The 14,242-nt window shown below is 53.6% G+C and carries 12 protein-coding genes; 2 read left to right on the forward strand and 10 right to left on the reverse strand.

Annotation, left to right across the window (positions count from 1 at the left end; genetic code table 11):
• Window positions 1–278: 278 nt before the first annotated feature.
• The 9 genes from NI000_RS17060 to NI000_RS17100 all read right to left on the reverse strand — a co-directional run bounded on the left by NI000_RS17060 (window position 279) and on the right by NI000_RS17100 (window position 9,849).
• Window positions 279–848 carry a YdeI/OmpD-associated family protein gene (locus NI000_RS17060; protein ID WP_253412539.1) on the reverse strand — a complete coding sequence of 190 codons (570 nt, stop codon included), beginning with the start codon at window positions 846–848 and terminating at the stop codon, window positions 279–281.
• Between the two features lie 115 nt (window positions 849–963).
• Entirely contained in the window at window positions 964–1,479 is a 516-nt protein-coding gene (locus tag NI000_RS17065; RefSeq protein ID WP_253412541.1) for a DinB family protein, read from the reverse strand.
• An 82-nt stretch (window positions 1,480–1,561) separates the two neighbouring features.
• A complete protein-coding gene (locus NI000_RS17070; protein WP_253412543.1) occupies window positions 1,562–2,479 on the reverse strand; it encodes a helix-turn-helix transcriptional regulator in 918 nt (305 codons plus the stop codon).
• 208 nt (window positions 2,480–2,687) lie between these two features.
• The gene (locus NI000_RS17075) at window positions 2,688–2,966 is read right to left on the reverse strand and encodes an acyl carrier protein (RefSeq protein WP_253412545.1); all 279 of its coding nucleotides are present in this window, start codon (window positions 2,964–2,966) and stop codon (window positions 2,688–2,690) included.
• Entirely contained in the window at window positions 2,963–4,021 is a 1,059-nt protein-coding gene (locus NI000_RS17080) for an HAD-IIIC family phosphatase (protein WP_253412547.1), read from the reverse strand. Before NI000_RS17080 ends, NI000_RS17075 begins: the two co-directional genes overlap by 4 nt.
• A gap of 19 nt (window positions 4,022–4,040) precedes the next feature.
• Window positions 4,041–4,526, reverse strand: a complete 486-nt coding sequence (locus tag NI000_RS17085; RefSeq protein WP_253412549.1) for a GNAT family N-acetyltransferase — start codon at window positions 4,524–4,526, stop codon at window positions 4,041–4,043.
• Window positions 4,527–4,540: 14 nt separating this feature from the next.
• Window positions 4,541–5,704, reverse strand: a complete 1,164-nt coding sequence (locus NI000_RS17090) for a bis-aminopropyl spermidine synthase family protein (RefSeq protein WP_253412551.1) — start codon at window positions 5,702–5,704, stop codon at window positions 4,541–4,543.
• 5 nt (window positions 5,705–5,709) lie between these two features.
• Window positions 5,710–7,695, reverse strand: coding sequence for an endonuclease MutS2 (locus NI000_RS17095; protein ID WP_253412553.1), 1,986 nt, complete (start codon window positions 7,693–7,695; stop codon window positions 5,710–5,712).
• 438 nt (window positions 7,696–8,133) lie between these two features.
• Window positions 8,134–9,849: an ABC transporter ATP-binding protein gene (locus NI000_RS17100; protein ID WP_253412555.1), complete on the reverse strand. Its 1,716-nt coding sequence runs from the start codon at window positions 9,847–9,849 to the stop codon at window positions 8,134–8,136.
• Between the two features lie 282 nt (window positions 9,850–10,131).
• Between NI000_RS17100 and NI000_RS17105 the strand changes: the two genes are divergently transcribed.
• Complete coding sequence (locus NI000_RS17105; protein WP_253412557.1) at window positions 10,132–11,115, forward strand: ABC transporter substrate-binding protein; 984 nt, start codon at window positions 10,132–10,134, stop codon at window positions 11,113–11,115.
• A gap of 124 nt (window positions 11,116–11,239) precedes the next feature.
• Window positions 11,240–12,901, forward strand: a complete 1,662-nt coding sequence (locus tag NI000_RS17110) for an ABC transporter substrate-binding protein (protein ID WP_253412559.1) — start codon at window positions 11,240–11,242, stop codon at window positions 12,899–12,901.
• Between the two features lie 103 nt (window positions 12,902–13,004).
• On the opposite strand, the gene NI000_RS17115 is transcribed toward NI000_RS17110, so the two are convergent.
• Window positions 13,005–13,847 (reverse strand): alpha/beta fold hydrolase, encoded by an 843-nt coding sequence (locus NI000_RS17115; protein WP_253412561.1) that lies wholly within the window; start codon window positions 13,845–13,847, stop codon window positions 13,005–13,007.
• Between the last annotated feature and the right edge of the window lie 395 nt (window positions 13,848–14,242).

Below are 14,242 nucleotides of genomic sequence, written 5' to 3' on the forward strand. Positions count from 1 at the left end.
AGACCGAACGCGATGTTGCGCCATCTCGCTATTTGAGGTTGTCATCATCAAACACTCCTTGTCGTCGCGGCTCCCACAGGAACCTAAAGTCAATAATTACATTTATGTAAATTCAATCCTCATTATAACATCATCTCTCGTCTATAGAACGGCCTGAAGTCTAACCAAGACCTAGGGTACTGCTGGCCTCTGAACGGAAATTACAAGTCGGTCGCCTCGTGAAGGATAACGGTCATGATATGGCTGGCTTAAAGGCTTGAAACATACCCTGGCGCATCTTAATAATCTAGTAGGCGTCCATGATCATGCCATTGACCGTACATTTTGTTTTCTCTAGTGTTTGTTATGAATTTGTCTAATCTGCTCCTAAATAATTCCGGCTGATTTTTAATGCTTTGTATCGTATCGATCCGAACTCTTTTATAAAGAGCTGGAAATGCCATAAAATTCTCATGCACTTGCTTTTCCTCTTTTAGCCTTTGCTCTATATCCCTATCTATTTTAAAAGAATCGTAGTCCATATCAGGAAGAACCTTTCTCCCTTCTTCCCTCATTAACCCCAACTTTTCGAGGCGTCGGACACGTTCTTTATTCAATTCAGTCCATGAACTTTTTTTGCTTCTAGGAGACAGTCTCTGCGCCAGCTCAGTTTCAGACATTTTCTTTTTAATTCCATCGATCCATCCAAAGCACAGAGATTCTTCGACCGCGTCCAAATATAGTAACGTTTCTGGATTTGGTGTCATACTAACGACTACCCAACAAGATTTTTGGGTTTTACAATTTTCCTGTAGCCAGACCCTCAAATCTTCTCTCGATTTTACTGGAATTAGATTTTCAATTTCCATAGATAAAATACATTCTCCCTTCTAGGTATGGAGAGTAATTGTAAAAAGGTCGATTTCTCCGTTCTCGGAAATATCGACCTTGTTATATCACAAAATACTCTTTCGACGTCAGAGATTAAATGGATTCCGCAGATTGCTGATACCAAAAAAGTGAATAATCGTTCATCGTGGATGCGTGGCCCAGTTGGCGCAGCATGGTCGAAATATTGCCTCGGTGGTAGGTACCGTGGTTGACCGCTTGCAGCACAATTTCCGATAATCGAGTGTTGCGTGTTCCGGCGTACGGATTCTCAAGCACAATAATTTGCTCCAAGTCGTGTTGGTTTCGGAACCATGCTCTGTATTCTTGCGCTAACTCACTAAAGGCATTCGCGAAATCATCGACAGAGTACCGAAGTGTTTCTTGTTGAAGTGGAAGGCACTCTTCCAGCGCCTTGGGCATACTGGTACCTTTCAGAACCTGAAGCCAACACTTGTCGATCGCATAGATATGCGCGAACGCTTCGCCAATGGTGGGAAACGAGGTGTTTACTTCTTGTTGCAGTACCGAGGACGGAAGCTCCTTGATTCGTCCCAAGAGGGTTTGAGTAGCCCACGCATGGTAGTCGAACATTTGTACCGGGTGATTCATTTGGATCGTCTCCTTTTGACTTGTCATGGATTTGATTTTGTTCCTGCAGTTATAATAAAAAAAGATGTATGACAACAGTCTGTCATACATCACCATAAAGTTTGAGCGCATTCTGAAGTTGTTCTTTTACGATGCCACGCAGTGCAGGGGGTTCGAGAACTTCGGCGCCGCTGCCAAAACTCAGCAGAATTGTCCAAAGCCATCGTGCTTGCAATGGCTGATAAACAGGAATTCGCAGCGTCATGCTCCCATCATTATGAAATTGCTTATCAGCCTGATGAAACTGATCCATCACTTCCGCCAAAGCCTCCGGCCACACCCGGATCACCACATCCTCCAACTGATCTTGCCATCCCTTGTTTGACAAAGCAGCCTCTTCCGGCACCTCATGATGCGGCTCGAAAGTTTCCTGAGTCAGGAACAAGTTCAACATCCGGGATAGTCGGAACTCTCGATAATCCCTTCGTGTTCGGCAAAACCCATAAACGTACCAATTACGATATTTAAAATGAAGCCGCAGCGGTTCCATATCACGGGTCGTACGTTCATTCTTTACATTGATATAATCAAAGCGGACGATATTTCGCTGGGTAATGGCCATGCGTAAATGACGAAGCGCGTCGGGCTCCGTGCGGCGGGTTTCCAAGTCCACGGACAGACTCGTGGTCCGATGCTCCGGTCCGATCGTCTGCAGTCGTTCGATGGTCCCCTGCGCACGCTCGTCTTCAAACACGGTGGTGAGGCTTCTGAGCACGGTAATCAGGGAATTGACATCGTACGAACCGAGCAGGCTTTTATCCATTTTGTATCCGTCCATCATGCCATATCCGCCTTTAGCTCCCTGATACGATACGACCGGGAAGCCTGCAGCGCAGATCACATCGATATCCCGATAGATGGTTCTTTGGGAAACTTGAAACTCTTCAGCCAGCATGGAGGCAGACAAAACTTCGTGATTCAGCAGCTTGTAGATTATGGAGATCAATCGTTCCAATTTCATGTATATCCCCGCCCGTTAGTCCATTTCGTATTACTGCTCATTATTGTATCACGCTTCGCCTGATGCCGCCGAACCCGCGTTAGTAACCATCACCTAGCCCCACTAGACATGATAGGCACCAAAACTGGCCTAACGACCGTTTAGCATCAGGAACATGTTCAGTAGACAAAAAAGAGCCGGCCATCCGCACGGGACGTCGGCTCATGTTTCAATGTTCCATTCCGGAATAAGTCCCGTACGGCAAGCTCCTGCTCTCTTCGATAAACGAGACGATACGGTCTACGCTCGATAACGACTCGATCGTCAGGTCCTCCTCATCGAATGATACTTGAAACTCCTGCTCCAGCCAGGCGATCAACCGGACCACCGTAACGGAATCCAACACGCCCTGAGGGCCCAGCAACCATGTAGACCGCTCCACTTCCGGCGTGCCGAGCAATTGAGCTACGATAGCCATAACCTTCCGTTCAATTTCTTCACGATTCATCCTAAGGTTCTCCCTTCCGCTTGCTTAAAATGTCCCGTTTTTACGGCAATCCAATCCGGTGCGCAATACGCGGACGGCAACGGCAGCGCGTAGATCGAATCACGCTCCCGCTTCTCCTTCCGGGTAAACCCAAGCAGTTGCAAAAGCATCAGCGCCGGCCGGTTACGGCCTGTGGCTCGGTAGGTGCAGAACGCTTCATGTATTGCCGGATGCTCCTGCTGCGTCAGATTCAGCACCGTCCCGAGAAACGCGGTTCCAATGCCGCGCCCTTCGATGCGGCAAGAGATGCCGAACAACCGGATGTCCAGCCGTCCTTCCCCATAGTCAAGCATGGCTGCCCCGACAATGCCGTGGTCGCCGAACCGGTCCTTCAGCTCCGCGACATAAAGCCCTTTCGCAGGCGATTCCAGATAAGAGCGGACGACGTCCTCCGACATCCGCTCCGTGAAATTATTGAATTGATTCGTTCTCGCTGCCAGCTCGAAGGCCCGGTCAAGATCCTCCTCGCATGCAGTGCGTACCTCCAGCTCCATAAAGCAGGAGCGCAAAAAGTCTTCCCGCGACCCGGCAAACGTCTGCTCCGCCGTTGTCCGCTCGAAGCGGGAAAGCATCATCTCGCGGCGTCTCCCCGCCTCCCGCGTCAGCTTCCCAGCTTGGAACTCGGGGTGTCCGGCGAGCTCCAGCGCCTCATGCGCGCCGTAGACGGTCAGCTCCGGCAGATACGTTCCCGCCTCATAGCGTTCGAACGGATTGTCGTCGATGAACGCTACCGCATCCAGCCCAATATTCAGCTCGCTTGCGATCCGCCGGATGCCTTCCGCCTTCGCCCCCCATCCGATCTGGGGATACAGAAAATAATGGCCGATACCTAGTTCCTCCAATTTCGCCATCGCCAGCTCATGGTCGTTGCGGCTCGCTACGCTCTGCAAAATGCCGCGCCCGTCCAACCGCTCCAGCACCTCGCGAATGCCGGGACGCAGCACTACTTCTTCGTCGTCGGCTAGCGTTCCGTACCATAACGTTTCGTCCAAATCCCATATCAGACATTTGATCATGCCACCTATCCTCCGCAGCCTAAGCTTCCTGATCCTGCACCTTGTACTCCATCGTCAGATGGGTCGGTGCAAAGCCGTAATTTTTATACAGCACGCGCATGGGCAGATTGCTGACGTGCACATGCCCGACGATGCGCCGGGCTTTCTGCCTGCCGGCATAAGCCATCCCCGCCTCGAACAAAGCCGTCACCGCCTCCGTACCGCGGCATGATTCGGCGGCGTAAAAGCTTTTGAACTGGATGTAATTTTCTTTCGTCACAAAATTCTCTTTGAGCGTCATCCAGAGCCAGCCGGCCACCCGGCCTTCCAGCTCCAGGACGAGCATGCCTTCCTGTTCGCGAGGTATCGCTTTTTCCAGCTTACGCCGGTGGAACTCCAGATCCGTTACCGCCTCGTCGCCAAACGAAATGACGGATATTTCCTTCTCAAATTCGGCTACTGACGCCAAGTCCTTCTGCTCGATCGGCCGGATATTCATCTTGTCTTCTTCTCCTTTTTGAGCCATGATTCACCTCATGCTTACACGCTCTTCTTTTCGATCAATTGAAACGTATCGTTCTTGCAGCGGGAACATCCTTGATTTTTGAGCTGCTCGATCGTGGGCACGTCGCCTTGGAAGCCGACGTAGACCGTTTCCCCGCACTGCTGGCAGCGGTAAGTACGCAACGTCCGCTTGACTTCGCCCGTATACAGCGCATCTTCGAAAGCGTCGGCGTATTCGGAACGAGTCTGCTCCGTCGTCTTCAGAACGATCATTTGACTCCGATTCGCGATCATTTCCGCACCTTCGTACTCGTTAAAGCGCGGGAACGTGGCGCTGACCATGAGCCCCATCCGCACAAACTCCCGCTGCATCGCCAGCATGAACTCCGGAGATTTATGGGCGAAAGACAAGAAGATCGGCGCCCCTTTCCTCTTTTTCAAGCCGCTGATGCCGCGGGAAAGGAACAGTGTCATGCCCTGCAGCGTATAAGGCGGATCGGTGAAGAAGCAGTCGTATTGTCCTTGCCATTCCTCGGCCAGCGGCTGCCGCAAATCCCAGCGGCGGCATTGGATGGGCAGCCCTTCTCTGGCTGCGGTCTCTCCGATATAGCTCAGGAACCGCTCGTCGATATCGACAACGTCGATCCTCGTTTTCGAATGTCCCTCCGGAAAGAGCTTCCGGAGCAAAAAGCCGAGCGACACGCTGACCAGATCGTCGTCCCCGATGCAGAGCACGCGCTTTCCGATCAACGCCTGCTGCTTCAAGCACAGGACGGCGCGGCGCAGACTCGTTTCTGCGGTGCATTTCGATTGATCGATCCGGACGTCCACCTGCGGCCGCAAGCGAAATAGTTCCAGAAGCTCGCTTAGCACGTCGGCCAGCTCGGCCTTCCAATCCGCATCGGCTGCCGTCAGCTTCAGGTACAGGCTCTTGTTTATTCCGCCGTATCCCAGCTCTTGCTCAATCCATGCCGTTCCCGCCTTGCTGCAGCGCGTCCCGTTCTCTTGCGTCAGCGCACCTGCTTTGACGAGCTCTTTCTTGATGGCGGCGGCTACGGGAACGGGCAGCAGCGTCTTACGCGCCAGTTCCTTGGTTGAAATGCCCGGGCTGAAATAGCATTCCAGCAAAAGCTGCTCGATGACGGCGGAACCTTCTTCCAAACGGACATTCGCGCTGATTTCATCCAAATAATTTTTCATTCCGATCACTCCTCCGATTTCGTCTCGATGGTAACGCCCGGTGCGTGCTTGCGGCCCATCAGCTTGCGTTTTTTGCGGTTTTCTTTCGTCTCGAACACGATGTCCAGATCGTAATTGTCCGGATACAGCTCCTTGCTCTCGATGTGCAGCTTCAGCCGCTTCTGGTTGATTTTGAACTTCTGGTTCTGGATCATTACCCCGACGTTGCCCCGGGCATCCTCGGTTTCAAACACAATGCCGGTACGGCCCAAATAAGCGATGTACACGCAATCGCCGAACTGGAAGCTTCTGGGACCCTCCTCAGGGATCGGCTGAGCGCGGTCCTCCGGCTCCTTCTCCGAATGTGGCAGAGGCTCAGGCTCCGTTGTCGTTTCTTCCTGCGGATCGACCGTATCCGCCGCGGAGGCTTCGTTCGGCTCCGGCTCAGACCCGGCGGCCTGTGTCCCCTGCGGCAAGCTTTCCGGCAAGCCGCGCGCGGTAATTTCGCGGGACCGCTCAATAAGGCCGGCAGGCAAGCCCAGCTTCAACGCGATCAGGAAGGCGTAGCTCTGGCCCGCTTCCCCGATCCGCAGCCGATACAGCGGCTGAAGCGTGTCCGTATCGAACTCCATGCGGGCATTCTCGAATCCCGGCGTCACGTCGGCGAAATTTTTAATTTCCGTAAAATGGGTCGTCGCTACAACGGTCGCTCCTCTTCGGTGCAACTCTTCCAGAATGGCCACCGACAAGCCGACGCCTTCCCCCGGATCGGTTCCGGAAGCCATCTCATCGATCAGGATGAGCGTCGAGCGGTCGGCAAATTGCAGCATTTCGTTGACGTTCCGGATATGCGCGGAAAAGGTGCTGAGCGCGTGCTCGATGCTTTGTCCGTCCCCGATATCGACGGCGAGATGGTTGAATACGGAAAGCAAGCTTCCTTCCCGAACCGGAATCAATAAGCCCGACTGCGCCATGACGGTCAGCAGACCGACCGTTTTCAGCGAAAGGGTTTTGCCTCCGGTATTCGGTCCCGTAATAATCAGTGACTTGTATCGCCGTCCGATGACGAAGTTCAAGGGAACCATCGGCCGGTTCAGCAGTGGATGCTTCGCTTCGCGTATGTCGATGATCCCTTGGTCGTTCAGCTCCACATTGGAGCCTCCGATAGCCAGAGCGTATTTGGCCTTGGCAAATATGAAATCGTAGGTGCCTACCGTCTCGACGTTCGTCAGAAGCTGCTGATCGCAGCTTTCCGCCAGTGCGGTCAAATCGCTCAATACTTTCAGCTCCTCCCGCGCTTCCTCCGCTTTCAGCCCCGTAAGCTCGAACTGAATCGTCATGACCTCGGCCGGCTCGATATAGACCGTTTGGCCGCTTGCCGACTCGTCGAGCACCGTCCCCTTCACCAGCTTGCGGTGCTCTTTCTTGACCGGCAGCACATACCGTTCGTTGCGCGTGCTGAGGACATGTTCTTGCAAAATCGAGCGGTGGCGGCTCATCAAGGAGTCCAGCTTGCTTTTCAGACGTTCCTCGAATACGGCCAGCCGTTTGCGGACTTTCATAAGTTCCTTGCTGGCGGAGTCGGCGACTTGCCCGTGACGGATGCACCGTTCGATCTCCGATTTCAGGGCATCCATCACATACATGGAAGCCGCGTAAGAGCTAATGTGAGGGGCTATCCCGCTTTTTGCGGCCATATACCTCATGAGCTGCGCGCAGCTGGTCAGGAATTGGTGGATGTGCATGAAGTCCTTTTCACTGAACACGTAGCCCGTTCCCAGCAGATCCAAAATATTTTCCATGCCTTCCAGCGAAGGAATCGGAACGCTGGCGCCATACTGGAGCAAGGACTTCGCTTCCGCCGCCTCGTCCAGCTTCGCCCGCACGACGGGCATCGCCGTCAAAGGAAGCAACTCGGCAATCTGCCGTTTGCCTAGATACGATACAGCATATTCCGCCAAAGCTTCTTTGATTTTGCCGTATTCCAGACGTTGCAATGCTTTTTCATTCATGGGTGATCTCTCCTTGTAGGAAAATAAAAAAAGGACAGAGAATGAACGTACGTCATTCTCTGCCCTTTTGTGACCATGCCTAATTAAAAGCGCCCGATAAAACAGAAAATCCGCGCTGAACTCAGCACGGATGATAGGCGCAATGAATAGGCATGTACCTATGGCATTGTATGATATCCGTTGTTCTTAACTAATTCCAAGGTGACCGTAAACCCATGGCAAAATAAACCTTGCTTAATAGCAAAATTTAGCCATGAATTTCCAGAAACCTCATTATGGAATTTGATTAGTTAAGAACGACCACCGACATCAAAATCTCTCCTTAGGTAACAATTATTTTTACTGTACCTTACTTCCCCGTTGAATGTCAAGTGCTGTAAAATTTCGCAGCCTGTCTTGGCTGATTCAAGCCGGTCAATACCGGCCGTACCTCAACCGTCATGCCCCGAACTGCGCCCGGTGCAAGCGGCTGTAAGCCCCCTCCGCAGCAAGCAGCTGCTCGTGATTGCCCTGCTCGGCAATGCCTTGGTCCGCGACCACCACGATCCGGTCGGCGTTCTTTATCGTGGCCAGCCGATGGGCAATAATCAGCGTCGTCCGACCTTCCGACAGCTCGGCCAGCGCCTGCTGAATCGCCGCTTCCGTCTCCGTATCGAGCGCCGAGGTCGCTTCGTCGAGTATGAGGATCGGCGGATTTTTGAGGAACATGCGGGCAATCGAGAGCCGCTGCTTTTGCCCGCCGGACAGCTTCACCCCGCGCTCGCCGATGAGCGTATCCAGCCCCTCGGGCTGGGACAAGATCAATTCTTCCAGCTGCGCCCGGCGCGCGGCCTCCCAGATCTCCTCATCCGTCGCTCCCAGTTTGCCGTACGCAATATTTTCGCGAATCGTCCCATCGAACAGAAATACGTCCTGCTGCACGATACCGATGTGCGAGCGCAGCGATTGCAGCGTCATCTGCCGGATATCGATGCCGTCGATCGTGATGCTTCCTTCGTCGACCTCGTAGAACCGTGGCAGCAGGCTGCACAAGGTTGTCTTGCCCGCGCCGGACGGGCCGACGAGCGCTACGGTTTCCCCCGCGCGAACGGTAAGATGAACGTCCTGCAGCACCTTCTCCTTGTTCTCGTAGCCGAACTTCACGCCGCTGAAGCGGATATCCCCCTTCAGATGCTCGACATGACGCGCATCCGGCGCATCGTCTACATCCGGGGCGGTCTCCAGCAGCTCCAGATACCGTTTGAAGCCCGCAATGCCTTTCGGATACGTCTCGATCACCGAGTTGATCTTCTGGATCGGCCCGAGGAAGACGTTGGACAGCATGACGAAAGCGATGAACTCCCCGTACGACATTTTCTGCTGGATCACGAACCACGTGCCGCAGACGAGCACGAACAACGAAACGAGCTTCATCAGAATATAGCTGAGCGACGAATTCCACGCCATGATCCGGTAAGTCAACAGCTTGGTCATCCGAAAGCGGCTATTGTTTTCCGCGAAGCGGGCGATTTCATGCTTCTCGTTGGAAAACGCCTGCACGACGCGAATTCCGCTTATGTTGTTTTCGACCCGGGCGTTATAGTCTGCGATGTCTGCGAACATGCGTTTGAAAGCACGCGACATTTTTTGGCTGAAATACAGGGACAAATAGATCATCAGCGGGATGATAATAAAGGTCAGCACGGCCAGCTGCCAATTGATGTTCAGCATAATCCCGAAGGCTCCGGCCAGCGTCATGACGGCAATGAACAAGTCTTCGGGGCCGTGGTGGGCGATCTCCCCGATGTCCATCAAGTCGTTGGTCATCCGGGAGACGAGATGCCCGGTCTTGTTGTTGTCGAAGAAGCGGAACGACAGCTTCTGCACATGATCGAACAGCCTCTTGCGCATATCCGTTTCGATGTTGATGCCCAGCATGTGCCCCCAATATGTCACCACGTAGTGCAGCGCAGCGCTGACCGCATAAATGCCGAGCAGGCCGACGCAACCCCACAAAATCCAATCCCATTTGCCGCTTGGCAGCAGATCGTCCACCACCCGGTTGACGGCAATCGGAAAAGCCAGCTCCAGCAGCGCCGCGATGATCGCGCAGGAGAAGTCCAGCAGGAACAGCCCTTTATATGGTTGATAATAAGCAAAAAAACGCCGGAGCATAAGATAACCCTCTCTCTATCGATACTTTCGTGCCGAGGTAAATGAGACTGATTCTCATTTCCACACCTCATTGTAGGCGGCTTACCTAGAGATGGCAATGGACAAACACGACGGTTTTTTTGTACAAATTGAAAGGGCTTAGCCGAAGTTTTGTACAAAATGAAGCGGCCGTTTTTCGTTTGTCCATTGAGAATCAGATAGGTTCCCTATATGATGGTTTCTAAACGATAATGAGAATCATTATCCATTAACTTTTACAACCTGTCGAAGGAAGGTAACCTCATGAAAGCGGCAAGAAAAGTCATTCATCTGTTCGTCATCGTCTTAAGCTTGGGAGCACTGTTGGCTATGGCAGCATGCGGCGCACCAACCGGAGCTCCTCCCGCTTCTACTGGAAAAACCGCAGACGCTGCTCAGGACAAAGCGCCCGCTACACGCAAGTACACGGATTACAAAGGCAACGAAGTGCAAATTCCCGTGCAGCCGCAGCGCGTCATTTTTGCCGGAGAGACGTTCGGCGATTTGCTGGTTCTTGGAGTCGACGCCGTCGGTGCACAGTTATCTTCGATCAAAGATCACGTCTTCGAAAACCGAGCGAAGCCTATCGCAGATGTCGGCTTCCCGATCAATCTGGAAAAGGTGCTGGAGCTGAAGCCTGATTTGATTCTTGTGGCCAGCACCGACACGAAGCAGTACGAGCAGCTTTCCAAAGTCGCTCCAACCGTCATGTTCGATACGTTCGCCCCGTTGGACGAGCGTATTGCGCTGCTGGGAGATTTGCTCGGAAAGCAGCAGCAGGCCAAGCAGTGGCTTGCGGATTTCAACGCGAAGGCGGAGGCTATGTGGAAGCAGCTAAGGGCGGACGGCATGAAAGACGGAGAAACCGCCTCGGTGTTTACGTATTATCCCGGCGACCGGCTGTTTGTCATGGCGCGCGCCGGGCTTCCGCAAATGTTGTATCATCCAAAGGGCTTCAAGCCTACCCCGATGATTCAGGAAGTGCTGAACGGCAGTCAAGGGTTCAAGCATATCTCGCCGGAGCTACTGCCGCAGTACGCCGGAGACCGCATTTTCATTCTCATTCCGGCCGCCGGTCTGGAGGATGCGCGCAAATCGACGGACGAATTGATGAAAAGCCGCATTTGGCTTGATCTGCCTGCCGTCAAGAATGGCCGCGTCTACTCGATCGATATTTCAAAATCCGACAGCGACGCCTCGACGAGGGAATGGATGCTGGAGGAACTGCCTAGAATGCTTCGGAAATAAGATTACCGATTTATGCGGGAGGTTCCCGGAAGCTTTTCAAGCTGTCATTGAAAAGCTTCTTTGTTTTTTATACAATAGACTTTAATTGATAATCATTCTCAATAACTGAAGGAGGAATGAACGATTGGGCTGCGAATCGGCGAACGCCTCTCCCCTGCGCTCTCTGCTGTTCCATCTGACGGATATCGAGCGAATCCATCGGCCAGTCGGATGGAAATCCGGGAAACAAACGGCCGCTCACCATACGATGCTGATCTTTACCGCCGGACAAGGCCGCTTGGATGTGGACGACAGCCGCTATCACTTCACTCCCGACAGGTGCTTTTTATTCGCTCCCGGGGCTTCGTATCAACTGGAGAACGAATATGACGACGCGCTCCGCTTTTACAAGATCAAGTTTACGGCCGTACGGATTGGGAGCTCTTCGCACGAAACGTTTGCCGGGGAGCTTTTTCCGGAGCGTCGCGAGCTGACCGCGTATCCGTTCTCCCGGCTTGTTCGGCTGACGGAAGAGCTGTACGCCGGCCGGCCCGACTCATGCGATATCGCTTGGTTCAAGCAGCAGCTGCGGTTTCAGGAGCTGCTGGGCTTTGTCATCGAGCACAATCTCCATTCGGAGCGGCCGCTCAGTCCGACGCAGGCGGTCGAAAGCACGGTCCGTTACCTACAGAACCGTTACATGGATAACATCACCGTCAAGCAGTTGGCCCTTCTGGCTCAAGTGCCGCATTGGCAGTACACCCCGATTTTCCAGGAGCTGACCGGCAGGAAGCCGCTCGATTATTTGACCGAGCTGCGGATTAACCGCTCCAAGCAATTGCTGCTGGCTTCGACAGCCCCCTTGAGGGAAATTGCCCAGCAAGTCGGCTTTCGGGACGAGTACTATTTCAACCGGCGCTTTCGTCAAACGACGGGCATCGCGCCGAAGCAGTATGCCCGTCTGGCAAACCGTACCGTTCTGGTCAGGGATTGGACGGGGCACGAGGTCGAAATTCCCGAGCGGCCGGAGCGGATCATTTATTACGGGGAAACGTTCGGGGACCTGCTGGCGCTAGGCATTAAAGCGATTGGCGGCGGCATCTCTTTCTATAAACAATCCTTATTCAAAAACAAACTGCGGGACGTGCACGACGTTGGCTTTCCGATGAGGACGGACGTCCTTGCGGCGCTGAAGCCGGATTTGATCATCTTGGCCAGCTCCGACGAAGCGCAGTATGCCCGCATTGCGAAGATAGCTCCCACGCTGACGTTTAACTCGTTCGCGCCGCTCGATCATCGTTTGCAGACGCTCGGCCGCTGGCTCGGGAAAACGCGCGAGGCGGAGCGGTGGCTGAAAGTCTACAACGCCAAAGCGGCCGCCATGTGGCAGCAGCTTCGCTCCACGATTGAACCGGGGGAAACGGCCTCCGTGTTTTTCTACGATCATGGCAAGCGCTTATTCGTCATGGGAGCCGTCGGTCTTTCGTCGGCGCTTTATCACCCTTACGGCTTTCGGCCTGCCGGGCACATTCAGGAAGTGCTGAATGCGGGCCAAGGATTTACGGAAATATCCGAGGCCAGCCTGCCCGCGTATGCCGGGGACCGTATTTTCATGCTGCTCCCAGCAAGCCCGGAGTCGGGACAAGCGGCGGAGAAGCTGATGAGCAGCCCGCTTTGGCGCAGTCTGCCCGCCGTTCGGAACGGCCGCGTCCATCTGGTGGATGCGGCGCAATGGAACTTCGGCGACGCCTTCACCAGAGCGAAGCTGCTTGAGGCGCTGCCCCGCTGGCTTAACAAAACCTCGTAGGATTAGCCCGACCGACGCAAGTGGGGTATCGGTGCCGGGCATTCGAAACCAAAAAGCGGCGGTTCGGAGCCAAAAATCAAGCTCCAAACTGCCGCTTCCTAAATTATTGTGCTCTCGCCGTGTGGTTTATGATCGCGTCGATCATACGCTCCCAATCGTCACGGTGAAGCTCATGCCCGGTCCCTTCCAGCGTGAGCAGGACGGCTCCCGGAATTTGGTTCGCAAGCGCCACCCCATGCTCGTAAGGCAGGATCGGATCTTCCGTTCCGTGAATGACCAGTGCCGGAGCTTCGATCTCGTGAACCCGGGCGATGTCCGATTCCCCGCCTGTCAACAAGCCGTGATTGAACATGCTGGACAAACGGCTCGCCCTCCTGACTTCCTGGATAGCCAGACGTCTGATTCTCTCCTCATCACACGGATGCTTGGAGCCTTTTAAGATTTTCCATTTTTCTACAGTCTGATCGACGGCCGCCTGCTCGTTCGTCAGATCCACGTTGGCCGCAGCCGCAAAGAAGGCTTCCACCTTTTCCTCCATCGGCGGCAAACCTGGCGCGAAAGCCGACGTCATTACCAGCGTAGCTGTAAGCACTTTTTGCGGGTGCCGCACCGCCGCAAGCATCGTAAGCAGCCCGCCGAGCGACATGCCGACAAAGTGCGCCTGCGAAATCCCGTACCCTTCAAGAACGCGAATCGCATCGTCCGCCATATCTTCCAAGGTATATCCCGGCTGCCCCGGTTCATACGTCGTCGAGCGCCCGACATCACGGTTATCGTAGCGGATCACGTACCTCCCCTGATCCGCCAGACGTTGGCAAAACTCGTCCTCCCACCAAATCATCGATGCGGTGGCTCCCATAATCAGTAAAACGGCCGGGGCGTTTGGATTTCCGAAGCTTTCGGTACATAATTCGATTCCGTCTACTCGCAGCATCTGTTCGTTCATAGTCTGATTCCTCCCAAGATTAAAAATAAAACACAGACTACTGCCTGTGCCTGGAGTCATCGGAAAAGGACGTACGTATCCCCTTAAGAAGATCTTTCCCCGTTCCAACGTACGTCAAAATCAGGGCAGTCTTCAACGGATGGATTATTGGCCTCGGTATTACGATTTGCGGGCATGACAAAAAGAGGGTCAATTCGTCCCTCCCTCTTATAGCTACATAATGTATAACTAAACAGGGTTACCCGTATATGCAGGCAGACCAATCCCGATCACTCTGTACACAGACAGAGCCTTTGAGCACTATTTAATTCGTGAACTCAAGTACGCCGGAATTGGAATTGTCTAACACACGTAACCCTCCGTTCTGCTAAATTTATCCTATCGTAACACGGCAT

It is taken from the genome of Paenibacillus tyrphae, from assembly GCF_024158745.1.
GTDB classification, from domain to species: Bacteria; Bacillota; Bacilli; order Paenibacillales; family NBRC-103111; genus Paenibacillus_G; species Paenibacillus_G tyrfis_A.